13 protein-coding genes and 1 tRNA gene are annotated in these 15,656 nt (G+C 70.4%); 4 read left to right on the forward strand and 10 right to left on the reverse strand.

Annotation, left to right across the window (positions count from 1 at the left end):
• Nucleotides 1-19: 19 nt before the first annotated feature.
• The gene (locus OHN19_RS27390) at nt 20-1,333 is read left to right on the forward strand and encodes a glycoside hydrolase family 36 protein (RefSeq protein WP_330266737.1); all 1,314 of its coding nucleotides are present in this window, start codon (nt 20-22) and stop codon (nt 1,331-1,333) included.
• A gap of 115 nt (nt 1,334-1,448) precedes the next feature.
• On the opposite strand, the gene OHN19_RS27395 is transcribed toward OHN19_RS27390, so the two are convergent.
• The 4 genes from OHN19_RS27395 to OHN19_RS27410 all read right to left on the reverse strand — a co-directional run bounded on the left by OHN19_RS27395 (nt 1,449) and on the right by OHN19_RS27410 (nt 6,259).
• On the reverse strand, nt 1,449-2,894 hold the full coding sequence (locus tag OHN19_RS27395; RefSeq protein ID WP_330266738.1) for a GH1 family beta-glucosidase: 1,446 nt from the start codon (nt 2,892-2,894) through the stop codon (nt 1,449-1,451).
• 130 nt (nt 2,895-3,024) lie between these two features.
• Nucleotides 3,025-3,912 (reverse strand): carbohydrate ABC transporter permease, encoded by an 888-nt coding sequence (locus OHN19_RS27400; RefSeq protein ID WP_330266739.1) that lies wholly within the window; start codon nt 3,910-3,912, stop codon nt 3,025-3,027.
• Nucleotides 3,909-4,937: a carbohydrate ABC transporter permease gene (locus tag OHN19_RS27405; RefSeq protein ID WP_123760911.1), complete on the reverse strand. Its 1,029-nt coding sequence runs from the start codon at nt 4,935-4,937 to the stop codon at nt 3,909-3,911. The genes OHN19_RS27400 and OHN19_RS27405 overlap by 4 nt, the downstream gene beginning before the upstream one ends.
• Nucleotides 4,934-6,259, reverse strand: a complete 1,326-nt coding sequence (locus OHN19_RS27410) for an ABC transporter substrate-binding protein (protein ID WP_330266740.1) — start codon at nt 6,257-6,259, stop codon at nt 4,934-4,936. Before OHN19_RS27410 ends, OHN19_RS27405 begins: the two co-directional genes overlap by 4 nt.
• Nucleotides 6,260-6,627: 368 nt before the next feature.
• Here OHN19_RS27410 and OHN19_RS27415 point away from each other — a divergent pair, with 368 nt between their 5' ends.
• On the forward strand, nt 6,628-7,683 hold the full coding sequence (locus OHN19_RS27415; RefSeq protein ID WP_330266741.1) for a LacI family DNA-binding transcriptional regulator: 1,056 nt from the start codon (nt 6,628-6,630) through the stop codon (nt 7,681-7,683).
• A gap of 202 nt (nt 7,684-7,885) precedes the next feature.
• Here OHN19_RS27415 and OHN19_RS27420 read toward each other — a convergent pair whose 3' ends face one another.
• Nucleotides 7,886-8,785, reverse strand: a complete 900-nt coding sequence (locus OHN19_RS27420; RefSeq protein ID WP_330266742.1) for an SDR family oxidoreductase — start codon at nt 8,783-8,785, stop codon at nt 7,886-7,888.
• Between the two features lie 163 nt (nt 8,786-8,948).
• Between OHN19_RS27420 and OHN19_RS27425 the strand changes: the two genes are divergently transcribed.
• Nucleotides 8,949-9,824, forward strand: coding sequence for a LysR family transcriptional regulator (locus tag OHN19_RS27425; protein ID WP_330266743.1), 876 nt, complete (start codon nt 8,949-8,951; stop codon nt 9,822-9,824).
• Between the two features lie 52 nt (nt 9,825-9,876).
• Here the strand turns inward: OHN19_RS27425 and OHN19_RS27430 are convergent.
• The 4 genes from OHN19_RS27430 to OHN19_RS27445 form a co-directional block, all read right to left on the reverse strand.
• Nucleotides 9,877-9,949: transfer RNA gene (locus OHN19_RS27430), tRNA-His, on the reverse strand.
• Between the two features lie 76 nt (nt 9,950-10,025).
• Entirely contained in the window at nt 10,026-10,628 is a 603-nt protein-coding gene (gene orn / locus OHN19_RS27435; protein WP_028810174.1) for an oligoribonuclease, read from the reverse strand.
• A 157-nt stretch (nt 10,629-10,785) separates the two neighbouring features.
• Nucleotides 10,786-12,015, reverse strand: coding sequence for a GlxA family transcriptional regulator (locus tag OHN19_RS27440; RefSeq protein WP_330266744.1), 1,230 nt, complete (start codon nt 12,013-12,015; stop codon nt 10,786-10,788).
• Between the two features lie 386 nt (nt 12,016-12,401).
• A complete protein-coding gene (locus OHN19_RS27445; RefSeq protein WP_330266745.1) occupies nt 12,402-12,731 on the reverse strand; it encodes a hypothetical protein in 330 nt (109 codons plus the stop codon).
• 346 nt (nt 12,732-13,077) lie between these two features.
• Here OHN19_RS27445 and OHN19_RS27450 point away from each other — a divergent pair, with 346 nt between their 5' ends.
• The gene (locus OHN19_RS27450; RefSeq protein WP_030314189.1) at nt 13,078-13,605 is read left to right on the forward strand and encodes a universal stress protein; all 528 of its coding nucleotides are present in this window, start codon (nt 13,078-13,080) and stop codon (nt 13,603-13,605) included.
• Nucleotides 13,606-13,825: 220 nt separating this feature from the next.
• On the opposite strand, the gene glmS is transcribed toward OHN19_RS27450, so the two are convergent.
• Entirely contained in the window at nt 13,826-15,643 is a 1,818-nt protein-coding gene (gene glmS, locus OHN19_RS27455) for a glutamine--fructose-6-phosphate transaminase (isomerizing) (RefSeq protein ID WP_330266746.1), read from the reverse strand.
• Nucleotides 15,644-15,656 lie beyond the last annotated feature (13 nt).

A 15,656-nucleotide genomic window follows, 5' to 3' on the forward strand; every position in this document is an offset into this window, starting at 1 on the left:
CACTCGAGAAAGAACCACCGTGCCCCACCCCTTCACCCCGGTCGCCTCCGTGCCCGTGGACCCGCGCAGGGCCCGCGTCCACGAGGAGGGCTGGCAGTCCTGGAGCCCCAGCGGGGCGTACGCCCTCGGCGACAAGCCGTACCGCCCGACGAACGACAACTGGGCGACGGTCTGCTACCGGCCGGGCGTCACCGTCCCCGAAGGCACCTTCCAGGGCGAGGGGCTGCTGGCGCTCGACCCGGGGGACGGGTCGCCGGTACGGCTGTGGGCGGCGACGGAACCGACGCGTGCGGTCCCGTCGATCCGCCTGACCGTGGCCGGGGACACCGCCGAGGTCACCGCCGACGGTCCGGTGAAGGAGTACACGGGCACGGACATCCAGGCGACGCTGGCCGAGTGGGCCGCCGGACTCGGGGTCGGGACCCCGCGCCCGGCGCCCACCGTCTGGTGCTCCTGGTACGAGTACTTCACGGAGGTCACCGAGGACGACATCCACGAGAACCTCCGTGCGATGGACACCCTCGACCTGCCCGTCGACGTCGTACAGATCGACGACGGCTACCAGAAGGCCCTCGGCGACTGGCTCACCCTCTCGGGCCGCTTCCGCTCCCGCGAGGGCATCGCCGACGCGATCCGGGCGCGGGGCCGCAGGGCCGGCATCTGGACCGCCCCCTTCCTGGTCGACCCGGCGAGCGACCTGGCCGCCGAGCACCCCGACTGGCTGGTCGAGGACCTCGACGGAGGCTTCCTGCACGCGGGCCGCAACTGGGGCCACGACCTGTGCGTGCTGGACACCACCCACCCGGAGGCCGCGGCCTACCTCGCGGACGTGTTCCGGGTGCTGCGGTCCGAGGGCTACGACTACTTCAAGGTCGACTTCCTGTACGCCGGCGCCCTGGAAGGCGTACGGCATGCCGGGGTGGACGCCCTCACGGCGTACCGCTCCGGCATCGAGCTGATCCGCGAGGCGATCGGCGCGGACGCGTACCTGCTGGGCTGCGGCGCGCCGATCCTGCCCTCCATCGGCCTGTTCGACGCGATGCGGGTCAGCCCCGACACGGCCCCGCACCGGCGTCCCGAGGCCGACGACTTCAGCCAGCCCGGCCAGGACCCGGCCGAGTTCACCGGCACCGGCCGCCAGTGGCAGCACGGCCGCCTGTGGGTCAACGACCCCGACTGCCTGATGGCCCGCCCCGCCGTGGAGACCCGCGAGCGCTGGGCCGCCCACGTGGAGAAGACCGCCGGCCTGATGGCCTCCAGCGACCGCCTGCTGTCCCTGGACCAGTGGGGCGTGGAAACAACCCGCCGACTCCTCGGCGGAGCCGAAGCCTGAGATCCCCGCGGGCACCGCCGCTCGCGGTGCCGGGCAGTCCCTGAACCAGGTGAAACGCCGGGGCGCGGCACCCCCCTCGGCTGCCGCGCCCCGGATTCCCCCGCCTTCGTGGTGGCTAGACGCCCTGGGCCCCCTCCACCTCCGGGAGGGTGCCCGTGCGGGCTGCTCGGCCGTACCAGAGGGCACTGGACTTGGGTGTCCGTTCCAGCGTCGTGTAGTCCACGTAGACCGCGCCGAAACGCTTCTCGTAGCCGTACGCCCACTCGAAGTTGTCCAGCAGGGACCACAGGTAGTAGCCGCGGACGTCCGCGCCGTCGGCGATCGCGCGGCGGACCGCGGCGAGGTGGCCGTGCAGGTAGGCGATCCGCTCGGGGTCGTGGACCTGGCCGTCGGGGTCGGGCTTGTCGTCGTAGGCCGCGCCGTTCTCCGTGATGTACAGCGGCAGGCCCGGGGCCTCGCGCGTGTAGCGCATGATCAGGTCGTGCAGGCCCGTCGGGTCGATCGTCCAGCCCATCTCCGTACGCTCACCCGGCGTCTGGTGGAACGTGACGTCGTCGGCGCCCGGCCACGGGGAGTGGTCGCTGCTGCCGTGGCCGTCGGCGCGCGGGGCGTTGGTCTCCGGGTCGGCGGCCGAGACCAGCGCGGGCGTGTAGTAGTTGAGGCCGAGCGCGTCGAGCGGCTGGTTGATCAGGGCGAGGTCGCCGTCCTCGACGAACGACCAGTCCGTGATCAGCTCCGTCGCCGTGAACAGCGTCTGCGGGTACGCCCCGTGCAGGATCGGCCCGTGGAAGACCCCGTTGGCCAGGTCGTCGATCTTCTGCGCCGCGGCCAGGTCCGCCGGGTCCTGCGAAAGGGGCCGCACCACCGAGGAGTTGAGGCTGAGCGCGACCGAGTTGCGGGCCGGCATCGAGGCACGCAGCGCCGAAGTCCCCAGTCCGTGCGCCAGGTTGAGCGTGTGCGCCGCCCGCAGTGAGGCCGCCGGGTCGGTGCGGCCGGGGGCGTGCACGCCGGAGGCGTAGCCCAGGAAGGCCGCGCACCAGGGCTCGTTGAGGGTGATCCACTGCTCCACCCGGTCGCCGAGCGCCTCCCCGACGATCTGCGCGTACTCCGCGAAGCGGTAGGCGGTGTCGCGCTCCGGCCAGCCGCCCGCGTCCTCCAGCTCCTGCGGAAGGTCCCAGTGGTAGAGCGTCACGGCCGGCTTGATGCCGTGCGCGAGCAGCTCGTCCACCAGCCGCCGGTAGAAGTCGAGGCCCCGCTGGACCGCGGGGCCCCGGCCGGTCGGCTGCACCCGGGACCAGGAGACCGAGAAGCGGTACGCGGTCAGGCCCAGGTCGGCCATGAGCGCCACGTCGTCGCGGTAGCGGTGGTAGTGGTCGACAGCGATGTCACCGTGCTCGCCGCCCGCGGTCTTGCCGGGCGTGTGGCTGAAGGTGTCCCAGATGGAGGGCGTACGGCCGTCCTCCCGCACCGCCCCCTCGATCTGGTACGCGGAGGTCGCGGCACCCCAGAGGAAGGCGGGGGGAAAGGTCACCGGGGTCTCCGGTGCTGCGGAATCAGGCATGGAAGCGCTCCCATCGGAGGTCGTCGAAAGACCGACTGATAGAGGGGGGGAGGGGGAGTGGGGAGGAGGGGGCCGGAGCAGCGCCGGTCCGGCCCCAGGAGCCGTAGGGCAAAGGGAGTATGACGGAGCGTCAGCCCTTGATCGCGCCCTGCATGATGCCGCCCACGATCTGCTTGCCGAACAGGAGGAAGGCGATCAGCAGCGGCAGCGTGCCGAGCAGCGCGCCCGCCATGATCACGGCCTGGTCGGGGACATAGCCCGTGCCGAGCGAGTTGAGGGCGACCTGCACGGTCGGGTTCTGCTGGTTCAGGGCGATGATCGGCCACAGGAAGTCGTTCCAGGCGAACACGAAGGTCAGCAGGCCGAGCACGGCCATCGCCGGGCGCGCGGCCGGGAAGACCACGTGCCACACCACCCGGATGCTGCTCGCGCCGTCCACCCGCGCCGCCTCGATCAGCTCGGTCGGCAGCGCCTGCACCAGGTACTGCCGCATGAAGAACGTGCCGAAGGCCGTCACGAGCGTGGGCAGGATGACCGTCTGGAGCTGGTTCGACCAGCCGAGGTCCGCCATCCACAGATACAGCGGTACGACCGCCAGCTGCGGCGGGATCATCATGGTGCCGATCGTCAGCAGCAGCAGGAAGCCCGAGAACTTGAACCGCAGCTTGGCGAAGGCGAAGCCGGCGAGCGTGGAGAACAGCACCGTGCTGATGGTGATGGCGCCCGCCACGATCACGCTGTTGAGCATCGCGGTGCCGAGACCGGCCTCGTCCCACGCCGTCTGCATGTTCTTGAACAGGTTCCCGCCGAACCACAGCGGCGGCGGGGTCTCGGCGAGCCTGCGGTCGGTGCGCGAGGCCGCGATCGCCGTCCACACCAGGGGTGCGAGCGAGACCAGCGCGAAGACCGCGAGGACGACGTAGGTCATCGGGCCGGCGTGCAGCTGCTTGCCCGCGCCCATCACCCGACGGGACGACCGCTTGGAGGTCTGAGGGAGCGTCAGTTCACTGGTGGTCATTGGGACTTCCTCAGCCGTCGAGTGACCAGCAGGTTGATCGCGGCGATGATCAACAGGATCAGGAACATCGACCAGGCGATCGCGGACGCCTTGCCGAGGTTGCCGATGATCCAGCCCTGGTCGTACATGTACAGGCCGAGCGTCTGGTACTGGTGCTCGGAGCCGCCCTTGGACCCGCTGACCCCGCCGAACAGCAGGGGCTCACCGAAGAGCTGGGTCGCGCCGATGGTGGAGACGACCACCGTGAACAGGATGGTGGGCCGAAGCTGCGGGACCGTGACATGGATGAACTGCTGCCAGCGGTTGGCCCCGTCGATCGCCGCGGACTCGTAGAGGTCGGCCGGGATCGCCTGCATCGCCGCGAGGTAGATCAGCGCGTTGTAGCCGGTCCACCGCCAGATCACGATGGAGGACACCGCGAACTGCGAACCCCAGTCGGACTCACGCCAGTTGATCGGGTCGATGCCGACGAAGTCGAGCAGCCAGTTGACCATGCCGCCGTCCCACGAGTACAGCAGCGTGAAGACGAGGGTCGCCGCCGCCACCGAGGTGGCGTACGGGGTCAGCATCACGACCCGCCAGACGGTCGAGCCGCGCAGCTTGTAGTTGAGCAGGTGCGCGAGGCCGATCGCCGCCATCAGCTGCGGCACGGTCGAGATCACACCGATGGTGAAGGTGTTCTTGAGGGCGTTCCAGAAGAAGTCCGAGCTGAGCAGGTTCTGGTAGTTGTCCAGGCCCGCCCACGTCTGGGTGTCCAGCGAGGACAGCTGCACGTCGTGCAGCGAGTACCAGGCCGTGTACAGCAGCGGGACCAGCGAGAACGCCCCGAAGATGACGAAGAAGGGGGCGATGAAGACGTACGGGGATGCCTTCATGTCCCAGCGGTACAGCTTGCTCCGCCAGGGGCTCGGGCCCTTGGGCGGGGTACCGCCACCGTGAGCGCCCCGGGCCGCGCCCGGCTGGGAGCCGGGCGCGGCCTCGACGCTCGACGCGGGATGCGCGAGTGCCTGCTTGGGGCTTGTCACTGGCCGAGCACGTCCTTGATCTCGTTCGTGGCAGCGTCCCAGCCCTGCTCAGGGGACTTGCCCTTCTGCTCGACCTGGAGGATGCCGATGTCGGTCAGCGCGGTGTTGATCGGCTGGTCCTTGACGCCGAAGATCTGCGCCGGGATCGTCTTCGCCGAGTCGGAGAAGATCTGGGTGATCGGCGCGTTGCTGAAGAACTCCGTGGTGGCGGTAGCCGCCTTCAGCGTGGAGTACGCCGACGGGGTCGACGGGAAGCTGGCCTGCTTGGCGAAGACCTTGGCCTGCTGCTCGGGCGCGGTCAGCCACTTCGCGAGCTCGATGGCCTCCTTCTGGTGCTTGCCCGCCGTCGGCACGCCGATGAAGGAGCCGCCCCAGTTGCCCGCGGTCGGCGCGGCCGCCACGTCCCACTTGCCCTTGCCGGCCTCACCGGACTTCTCCTGGATGTAGCCGATCATCCAGGCGGGGCAGGCCACGGTGGCGAAGGTGCCGTTCGCGTAGCCCTGGTCCCACGGCTTGTCGAACTGCTTGAGCTTCGCCGACATGTTGCTGGTCGCCACGGACATCGCGACGTCCCAGGCGTTCTTCACACCGGCGGACTTGTCCCAGACGACCTTGCCGCTCTTGTCGTAGTAGCGCTCGCTCTCGCCGTTGAGGACCGCGTTGTACACGGAGGAGGCGGAGTCCACGAACTTGGTGCCGCTCGGCGCCTTCTTCATGTACTGCTTGCCGAGGTCGACGTACTTGTTCCAGTCGCCCTTCCACTGCGCGGCGAGCTTGGTGCGGTCGGTCTCCAGACCGGCCTTCTGGAACAGGTCCTTGCGGTAGCAGATGGCCATCGGGCCGATGTCGGTGCCGAGTCCGATGAGCTTGCCGTCGGGGGTGGTGGCCTGGGCGTTCTTCCAGTCCAGCCACTGCGACTTGTCGACGTCCTTGCCCAGGTCGACGAACTTGGAGCCCTGCGTCTGCACGGCCTCGGTGATGTTGCCGACCTCGATGGCCTGGATGTCGTCGGTGCCGGAGCCGGCCTGGAGCCGGGTGAGGACCTTCGGCCAGTAGACGTCGGTACGGGTGGTGACGTTCTCCTTGATGGTGATGTCGGGGTGCGACTTCATGTACTCGTCGTAGAGTCCGGCCTGCTTGTAACCGAAGACACCGAAGGTGCCGATGGTCAGTGTGGTCTTGCCGCCTCCGGCGTTGTTGCCCGAGCCCGACGAGTCACCGTCGTCGGAGTCGCCGGCACAGCCGGCCAGTACTCCGGTGGTCAGTGCGGCGACGGCCGCCAGGGCCAACAGCCGGTGGGACCGGCGGGTAGTCGTGCGCATTGCGTCCTCCTGTTGCCTGACGTGCCGACCCCCCGGCCAACTGCGTTGTTGGGCCCGTTCGTTCAAGCTGCGGCTCGGGCGGGGAACGTGCGGGATATTTATGTGTCAGGTACCGTGGGAGCGCTCCCATCGGTGATGTGTTGAAGGTTCGCGGGTCGGAGCGAGGGTGTCAAGGGAGTCGGCGCGGGGAGATGCGTTCAGTTATCAGCCCGTTAACTGGACCACCTCGGCCCGTCCGGCGTTTGAGGACGAGGCCCTTCGGGCCGAAGCGGGGGTGTGGGGGCGGCAGCCCCGGTGACGTCCAGCTCATCGGGCGGGACTGTTAGATTCCAGGCCAGCTAAGAGACACGGCGGGGAAGGCGGAGCCCATGGCAAGCCACGGAGCGCGGAACCGGAGCGGTGGCCGGCCCACCCTCGAAGAGGTCGCCGCGCGCGCCGGCGTGGGCCGGGGCACCGTGTCGCGGGTGATCAACGGTTCGCCCCGGGTCAGCGACGCGACCCGCGCCGCGGTCGAGGCCGCGGTGGCGGAGCTCGGCTACGTCCCGAACACGGCCGCGCGCGCCCTGGCGGCCAACCGTACGGACGCGATCGCGCTGGTCGTGCCGGAGCCGGAGACGCGGTTCTTCGCCGAGCCGTACTTCTCGGACATGCTCAAGGGCGTGGGCGCGGAGATCTCGGAGACCGAGATGCAGCTGCTGCTCATCTTCGCGGGTAGCGACCGCGAACGCCGCCGCCTCGCCCAGTACCTGGCCGCGCACCGGGTCGACGGCGTCCTGCTGGTCTCGGTCCACGCCGACGACCCGCTCCCCGACCTGCTGGCCCAGCTGGAGATCCCCGCGGTGATCAGCGGTCCGCGCTCGGCGGCGGAGACGCTCCCGTCGGTGGACTCCGACAACTACGGCGGCGGCCGCTCAGCCGTGGAGCACCTCCTGGCCGGCGGCCGCCGCACGATCGCCCACATCACCGGCCGCCTCGACGTGTACGGCGCCCAGCGCCGCGTCGACGGGTACCGGGACGCGCTGCTCGACGCGGGCCACGAGGTGGACGAACGCCTCATCGAGCCCGGTGACTTCACCGAGGAGGGCGGCCGCCGCGCCATGACGAAGCTGCTGGCCCGCCGCCCCGACCTGGACGCCGTCTTCGCCGGCTCCGACGTCATGGCGGCGGGCGCCCGCCAGGTGCTGCGCGAGGAGGGCCGCCGCATCCCCTCGGACGTGGCGCTGGTCGGCTACGACGACTCCGCGATAGCCCGCCACATGGACCCGCCCCTCACCAGTGTCCGCCAGCCCATCGAGGAGATGGGCCGCCGCATGATCGACCTGCTCCTCACGGAGATCGCGGACCGCCGTCCGGCGGTGTCCCGGGGGCTGGAACGCAGGCAGGTGGTCCTGGCCACGGAGCTGGTGCACCGGACGTCGTCCTGACCTGCTGCGTCAAGAGGTTGAACACAAGGATCATCCGAGCAGCACGTCCGACTCGGCGCCGGGGGGCGTGACGCCGTCCAGGGGCCCGGGGGTTCGTGACGCCGTCCGTCGGCTCGTCCTGGCGGCCGCGTCCGCACCGACCGGTCCCGGCACGCGGACGGACGGCTCCGCTACGGCCGCGCAGCCCGCGGAGCCGTAGCGCTCAGGTCGTCGTCCTGAAGTAGTGGCCCGCCTCCAGGTCCGGGATCAGGCCGGGGTGCTCCGGCTGCCAGCCGAGCAGCTTCCGGGTGAGCGTGGCGGACGCCCGCATGTCGATGGAGGCGAAGCGGCCGAGCCACCCGAAGTGGTCCGTCGCGTTCTCGGCGGCCACCTTCGTGACGGGCACGCCGAGGCCCTGCCCGATGGTCTCGGCGATCTCCCGGAACGGCACCGCCTCGTCCCCGATCGCGTGCAGCCGTACGCCCGCCGGTGCCTGTTCCAGGGCCAGCCGGAACAGCCGGGCCGCGTCGAGGCGGTGGACGGCCGCCCAGTGGTTGGCGCCCTCGTCCACCATGGCCGAGACACCCTTCTCACGCGCGAAGTCGATGAACATGGGCACGAAGCCGTAGTCGCCCTCGCCGTGCACGCTCGGAGGAAGCCGCAGCACCGACGAGCTCACCCCGCGCTCGGCCAGCGCGAGCGTCGCGAGCTCCGAGGCGTGCCGGTGCTTGGCGGGGGAGTCCGGGTCGGCCGGATCCTCCTCGGTGCCCACGCGCCCCGGCGCGGTCAGCAGGCCCGAGGTGACGACGAGCGGCTTCCCGGTGCCTTCGAGCACCTCGCCCATGGCCTCGATCGCCCGCAGATCGGCCTCACCGGACACGGTCAGGTTCGTGAAGTCGTGGATGAAGGCCAGGTGGGCGACGCCGTCGGCCGCCTCGGCGCCCCGGCGCAGACTGTCGAGGTCGTCCAGATCGCCGCGGTGCACCTCCGCTCCGGCGGCTTTCACGGCCTCGGCGGACCGGTCCGAACGGGCCAGGCCGAGGACCTCGTGCCCGGCGTCGAGCAGTTCGCGGGTGACGGCGGAACCGATGAATCCGGAGGCGCCGGTGACGAATACACGCATGGTGTTCCTTCGCTGTGACGAGTGAATGCCCCTCCAGCGTGCGAAGCCGGCACCGCAGCCGTCCAAAGCCTGTTTCGCATCACGCAATACGGATCAGGCATCACCGCAGGTGAGGGCTGCCATGTACCGAAAAGCGCCCGTGACGTGGGCGTACGCTTCAGGCATGACCGACCTCGACCTGCGGCTGGTCCGCTACTTCACGGCCGTCGCCGAGCACCGGCACTTCGGCCGGGCCGCCGAAGCGCTGCACATCACCCAGCCGTCGCTGAGCCGGCAGATCCGGCGCCTGGAGCAGCAGCTGGGCGCGCGACTGCTGGAGCGGACCCCGCAGGGCAGCGGGCTCACCGAGGCGGGGGAGGTCTTCCTGCCCCGGGCGAGGGCGCTGCTGCGGGCGGCGGACCAGGCGGCGAGCCTGACCCGGGCGGCCGCCGAGCCGAGCCGGATCACCGTGGGCTACACCGCGGGGATCATCGTCACCTCGGCGGTGCGCGCCCTGCGCGAGCGGTTCCCGGACGCCGATGTCAGGACCGCGCACGTCGACTGGACCGAGCGGACGACAGCCCTGCCCGAGCTCAAGGTCGACGTCCTGGTGACCCGGCTGCCCTTCCCGACCGAGGGCGCGCAGGTGACGGTCCTCTACGAGGAGCCCCGGGTCCTGGTGCTGCCGGTCGGCCACCGGCTCGCCAGTAAGGAGTCCGTCACCCTCGACGACATCGCCGACGAGCCGCTGGTCCGGGTGGCCGACCCGGCCTGGAACGCGTACTGGCGCATCGACCCCCGGCCGGACGGCCGCCCGGCACCCGACGGGCCCCTGGCCGACGCCCTGGAGGACAAGTTCGAACTCGTCGCCTCCGGACAGGCCCTGGCCATCACGGCGTTGCCCCGGGCCGGCGCCCTGCGCCCCGATGTCACCGCGGTCCCCCTGCACGGCGTCGACCCGTCCCACGTGGTCCTCGCCACCCGCACCGACGACCGCAGCCGCCTGGTCGCGGCCTTCCGCAAGACCGCGCGGACCGCCCTGAAGGCGACCGGCTTCTGAAACGACCTCAGCCGGTGACCCTGTCTCCAGGGTCACCGGCTGAGGTGACGAGGGTGAGTGACGGGACTCGAACCCGCGGCATCCTGGACCACAACCAGGTGCTCTACCAGCTGAGCTACACCCACCATGTTCGGCTGTCCGGGTTTCCCTGACCGGCCGAGAAAAAGTGTACAGGGTCCGAAGGGGTGCTCGCGCCCGCGTTTACCGCGCAGGCAGGACGTGCTTCGCGGCGATCGTCTTCGCCGTGTCGGAGTCCGGTCCGGGCTGCGGGACGAAGATCGCCTCGCGGTAGTAGCGCAGCTCCGCGATGGACTCGCGGATGTCGGCGAGGGCACGGTGGTTGCCGTTCTTCTCCGGGCTGTTGAAGTAGGCCCGGGGGTACCAGCGCCGGGCGAGCTCCTTCACGGAGCTGACGTCCACGATGCGGTAGTGGAGGTAGTCCTCCAGGGTGGGCATGTCCCGGAGCAGGAAACCGCGGTCGGTACCGACCGAGTTGCCGCACAGGGGGGCCTTGCCGGGCTCCTTGACGTGCTCGCGGACGTAGGCGAGGACCTGCTCCTCGGCGTCGGCGAGCGTGGTGCCGCCGGACAGCTCGTCGAGCAGTCCGGACGCGGTGTGCATCTGACGCACCACCTCCGGCATCGTCTCCAGCGCCTGGTCCGGCGGACGGATGACGATGTCCACACCGTCGCCGAGGATGTTCAGCTCGGAGTCGGTGACGAGGGCGGCAACCTCGATGAGCGCGTCGTCGGACAGCGAGAGGCCGGTCATCTCGCAGTCGATCCACACCATGCGATCGTTCATGCGACCACCCTAAAGCTGGCGTCCGCTTTTGGGTGGCCCGGTGTCGCAGTGAACGTCTCACGGGGGGGCTGCCGCCCCCAGACCCCCGCTTCGGCCCCGAAAGGGCCTCGTCCTCGAACGCCGGACGGGCTGAAGTGCCCGCCCGGCGTCGAGAAAGTCACGCTCCGCTGCGCTGCCCCGGCAGACCTACCCGACCCGTGGCGTACAGCTCGCGGCCGTTCTCCGACGGCGGGCCGACGGGCGCCGGGGTGCGGCGGGTCTGGAGCGGGACCGGGCCGCCCTCCGGGTGCAGCTGCACCGGTGGGCTGGGCGCGGGACCCGTCGGGCCGCCGACCGGACCGTCGCTGTCCACCACGGGCTTGTCGCCCTGCGGCCGGCGCGCCCGGTAGGCAGCCCGGTAGGCGGCCGGGGACGAGCCCAGCTGGCGCCGGAAGTGCCCGCGCAGCGCCACCGGCGAGCGGAAGCCGCAGCGCCCCGCGACCTCGTCCACCGAGTAGTCCGACGTCTCGAGCAGCCGCTGCGCCTGGAGCACCCGCTGGGTGATCAGCCACTGGAGCGGGGCCGAGCCCGTCAGGGAGCGGAAGCGGCGGTCGAAGGTACGACGGCTCATGTACGCGCGCGCGGCGAGCGTCTCCACGTCGAACTGCTCGTGGAGGTGTTCCAGCGCCCAGGCGACGACCTCGGCGAGCGGGTCGGCGCCGATCTCCTCCGGTAAAGACCTGTCGAGGTAGCGCTCCTGACCGCCCGAGCGGCGCGGCGGGACCACCAGCCGGCGGGCCAGCGCGCCGGCCGCCTCGTTGCCGTGGTCCGTCCGCACGATGTGGAGACAGAGGTCGATTCCGGCCGCGGTACCGGCCGAGGTCAGTACGTCGCCGTCGTCCACGAAGAGCTCGCGTGGATCGACGTGCACCGACGGGTAGCGCTTGGCCAGCGTCGGCGCGTACATCCAGTGGGTGGTCGCGGGGCGGCCGTCCAGCAGGCCCGCGGCGGCCAGCACGAAGGCGCCGGTGCACAGGCCCACGATGCGGGCACCCTCTTCATGCGCCCGGCGCAGTGCGTCGAGCGCCTCCTCCGGTGGCGGAGAAGTGATCGAGCGCCAGGCCGGCACGACGACCGTGCCCGCGCGTGAGATCGCTTCCAGGCCATGCGGCGCGGTGAGTTCCAGGCCCCCTGTGGTCCGCAGTGGGCCTTCTTCGCCGCCGCACACCAGCAAGCGGTAGCGCGGCACGCCGGCGTCCTGGCGGTCAATCCCGAACACCGACAACGGTATGGAACTCTCGAAGATGGGGCCGCCGCTGAACAGCAGCACGGCGACGATCTCCTTGCGGCGTCGCCCGGAGAGCTTCCGGGCCGCGGCTTCCGGCGCGGCAGTGGAGTCGTGGCTCATACTGCTAAGCCCCCCTCGGTGGTCGCGGCGCCCCTAACTTGTCGGGCATGTCGCTCCAGCACGTTTCCCCTCGGTCCGGCACGAGTCCCCCGCCGTAAGACGTCAAGATCGAATCTACTGTGTCCCGTGGTGTCGGCGTGACCAGTTCGTCATCCGGCACATTGTCGACTTGGCAACTTGGCGTAAAGCATTCGATCACGAAGCGTTGCACTCACGGGCCGTGCAGGGAAGTGCGCCTTGTGGCAGTGGCTCATCCACGTAGGGTGCGCGGGACCCTCTGGACCCTATCCGTGCAGGTGGAACGGGGGTTGAGGGGTGGTCGGGGCAAGGGACACGCCCAACGCGGAAGTTGGCTGAAAAGAATCGTCCCGGTGCATGGAAACCGGTCAGCCGACCGGTCCGCTTCCCCTGGTGTTTCCCCCGGTGTTTCCCCCGGTGTGACGACCGCCTCGACGGGCCCCGGCACCGCTCCTGTGACGGCGGCCACGGTGGGGTGCCCGTTCCTCCGCGTGCAGGCGGGCCGCGCCGCGCTCCGACTGGCGCAGGAGGATACGGCAGACGGCCGTCACGGCGGCGAGGCCGAGCGCGGTGCCGGTGGCGCCGGCGAGCGAGGTGCCGTACCAGACCAGCACCACGGGGACGAGGACGCAGCTGAAGGCCGCCCAGCGGACCACGTCCGTGCTGGAGTCCTCGGAGGGCGGTCGGTGTCCGGTCATCGCATGCTCCCTGTGGCGTCTCCCCGCGGCGTGGCTCACGGGTTCAACGCGTGTTCGACCCGTCGGTCACTGTGTCGAGGGGCCGTCCGGGGGCCGGGCCGGGAGCCGGGCAGGGGACCGGCGCGTGAATCCTGTGCAAACCGCCTGTACAGCGCAGCAACCATTGCGTTACGGGCGCCCCCTCGTGCATGCTCCCTGGAACCCCCACAGAGCGAGGGCGGGATCTGGGCTAAGGAGGCGTGCCGCCGTACCCTTGGGGGTATGGGCCGGGAAAGACGATTCCCGGACACAGCTCCGCCGCACAGGGCCGTCCCTCCCATATAAGGATCACGACGCCGAGACAGCCATGGCCGGTCACGAATTCTCCGAACCAGCGGACCGCAAGCGGCCCGTCGCCGACCCCACGGCGGCCGAGCCCCTGGCGGCGGAAGAGCCACGCCATTCCTGCGACCCCGCCTTCAAGCACGGCGTCGTCGTCGGGTTCGACGGCTCCACATCGAGCGAGCGCGCCCTCGCGTACGCGATCGGCATGGCCCATCGCTCGGGCTCCGGCCTGATCATCGTGCATGTCGCCAACCGGCTGCCCACCACCGTGTGGGCCGGCTGCGAGCCACCGGTCTTCGTCGACGTCCCCGACCACCGCACCGAGGTGCTCGGCCTGGAGCTCGCCTGCGCGGACTACCTGGCCGAGGTGCCCTGGATCCTCGTCGAGCGCGGCGGTGACATCTGCCACGAACTCGAGGAGGTCGGGCGGGAGTACGAGGCGGACGCGATCGTCGTCGGCTCCACCCACGGCATCGTCGGGCGCATCTTCGGCTCCGTCGCGGGGCGGCTGGCCAAGCGGGCGAAGCGGCCCGTCATAGTGATTCCGTAACGCGCTGTTCTCCCTGGTGGGATGTGTCAACCTACTCGCGCGTAGAGGTGTTTGTGCCCTTGTGAAGGGCATATAGCGGTCATGGGCTGCCGGTCAGGGCGTGACGGCCCCGACTGGCTGCGCCGGCTGGGGAGTTGGGCGGCTTCCCGGCAACCGAGACGGACCCCCCGTGCCAAGTGGCATCACGTGGGGGTCCGTTCCGTCGGGGGCGCTTGCCCGCCTACTCCACCGTCACCGACTTCGCGAGGTTGCGCGGCTTGTCGATGTCCCGGCCCAGGGCCAACGCCGTGTGGTAGGCGAGGAGTTGGAGCGGGATGCCCATCAGGATCGGGTCCAGCTCGTCCTCGTTCTTCGGCACGACGATCGTCTCGTCGGCCTTCTCCTGGTGCTGGTGTGCCACGGCCAGGATCCGGCCGCTGCGGGCCTTGATCTCCTCCAGGGCGGCGCGGTTCTTCTCCAGCAGGTCGTCGTCGGGGACGATCGCGACCGTGGGCAGGGCCGGCTCGATCAGGGCCAGGGGGCCGTGCTTGAGCTCGGAGGCGGGGTAGGCCTCCGCGTGGATGTAGGAGACCTCCTTGAGCTTCAGGGAGGCCTCGCGGGCCACCGGGTAGCCCCGGACGCGGCCGATGAAGAGCATCGAGCGGGCCTCGGCGTACTGCTCGGCCAGCTTCTTGATGTGCTCCTCCTGCTCCAGCATCTCGGTGATCTGCGCGGGCAGCCTGCGCAGGCCCTCGATGATCCGCTTGCCGTCGCGGACCGAGAGGTCGCGGGTGCGACCCAGGTGCAGGGCGAGCAGCGCGAAGGCCACCGTGGTGTTGGTGAAGCACTTGGTGGACACCACGCAGACCTCGGGACCCGCGTGCACGTAGATCCCGCCGTCCGCCTCGCGGGCGATCGCCGAGCCGACCACGTTCACCACGCCGAGGACCCGGGCGCCCTTGCGCTTCAGCTCCTGGACGGCCGCGAGGACGTCGTAGGTCTCACCGGACTGGGAGACCGCGATGTAGAGGGTGTCGGGGTCGACGACCGCGTTGCGGTAGCGGAACTCCGAGGCGGGCTCGGCGTCCGCGGGGATGCGGGCCAGCTCCTCGATCATCTGGGCGCCGATCATGCCGGCGTGGTACGAGGTGCCGCAGCCGAGGATCTTCACCCGGCGGATCTGGCGGGCCTCGCGGGCGTCCAGGTTGAGGCCGCCCAGGTGCACGGTGGAGAAGCGGTCGTCGATGCGGCCGCGGAGCACGCGGTCCACGGCGTCGGCCTGCTCGTGGATCTCCTTGTGCATGTAGGTGTCGTGGCCGCCCATGTCGTAGGAGGCGGCCTCCCACTCGACCGTGGTGGGCTCGGCCGTCGTCCGGGTGCCCTCGGTCGTGTAGGTGCGGAAGTCGTCGGCCTTGAGGGTGGCCATCTCGCCGTCGTCCAGCGTCACTATCTGCCGCGTGTGGGCGACCAGCGCGGCGATGTCCGAGGCGACGAACATCTCCTTCTCGCCGATACCGAGGACGACGGGGGAGCCGTTGCGGGCCACCACGATGCGGTCGGCGAAGTCGGCGTGCATCACGGCGATGCCGTAGGTGCCCTCGATCACCCGCAGGGTGTCGCGGACCTTGTCCTCCAGCTTCTCCGCCTGGGAGCGCGCGATCAGGTGGACGAGGACCTCGGTGTCGGTCTCGGAGAGGAACTCGACACCGTCCGCCTCCAGCTTGCGGCGCAGGTCGGAGGCGTTGTCGATGATGCCGTTGTGGACCACGGCGACCTTGTGGTCGGCCGACATGTGCGGGTGGGCGTTGACGTCGGAAGGGGCGCCGTGGGTGGCCCAGCGGGTGTGGGCGATGCCGGTGGTGCCCTTGAAGCGGGCCGGGACCTTGGCCTCCAGGTCGCGCACCCGGCCCTTGGCCTTGACCATCTTCAGGCCCGCCGTCTTCGGAGAGGTGACGACGAGGCCCGCCGAGTCGTAGCCGCGGTACTCGAGGCGCTGAAGGCCCTCCAGGAGCAGCGGGGCGACATCCCGCTTCCCGATGTATCCGACAATTCCGCACATAAAGATGTGTCCC

The organism is Streptomyces griseorubiginosus (assembly GCF_036345115.1).
GTDB lineage: Bacteria > Actinomycetota > Actinomycetes > Streptomycetales > Streptomycetaceae > Streptomyces > Streptomyces griseorubiginosus_C.

Bases quoted from the DNA above. Each gene is read 5' to 3' on its own strand.
- OHN19_RS27395 (WP_330266738.1), bottom strand. From the start codon at position 2,894: ATGCCTGATTCCGCAGCACCGGAGACCCCGGTGACCTTTCCCCCCGCC.
- OHN19_RS27400 (WP_330266739.1), bottom strand. From the start codon at position 3,912: ATGACCACCAGTGAACTGACGCTCCCTCAGACCTCCAAGCGGTCGTCC.
- OHN19_RS27410 (WP_330266740.1), bottom strand. From the start codon at position 6,259: ATGCGCACGACTACCCGCCGGTCCCACCGGCTGTTGGCCCTGGCGGCC.
- OHN19_RS27415 (WP_330266741.1), top strand. From the start codon at position 6,628: ATGGCAAGCCACGGAGCGCGGAACCGGAGCGGTGGCCGGCCCACCCTC.
- OHN19_RS27420 (WP_330266742.1), bottom strand. From the start codon at position 8,785: ATGCGTGTATTCGTCACCGGCGCCTCCGGATTCATCGGTTCCGCCGTC.
- OHN19_RS27425 (WP_330266743.1), top strand. From the start codon at position 8,949: ATGACCGACCTCGACCTGCGGCTGGTCCGCTACTTCACGGCCGTCGCC.
- orn (WP_028810174.1), bottom strand. From the start codon at position 10,628: ATGAACGATCGCATGGTGTGGATCGACTGCGAGATGACCGGCCTCTCG.
- OHN19_RS27440 (WP_330266744.1), bottom strand. From the start codon at position 12,015: ATGAGCCACGACTCCACTGCCGCGCCGGAAGCCGCGGCCCGGAAGCTC.
- OHN19_RS27445 (WP_330266745.1), bottom strand. From the start codon at position 12,731: ATGACCGGACACCGACCGCCCTCCGAGGACTCCAGCACGGACGTGGTC.
- OHN19_RS27450 (WP_030314189.1), top strand. From the start codon at position 13,078: ATGGCCGGTCACGAATTCTCCGAACCAGCGGACCGCAAGCGGCCCGTC.
- glmS (WP_330266746.1), bottom strand. From the start codon at position 15,643: ATGTGCGGAATTGTCGGATACATCGGGAAGCGGGATGTCGCCCCGCTG.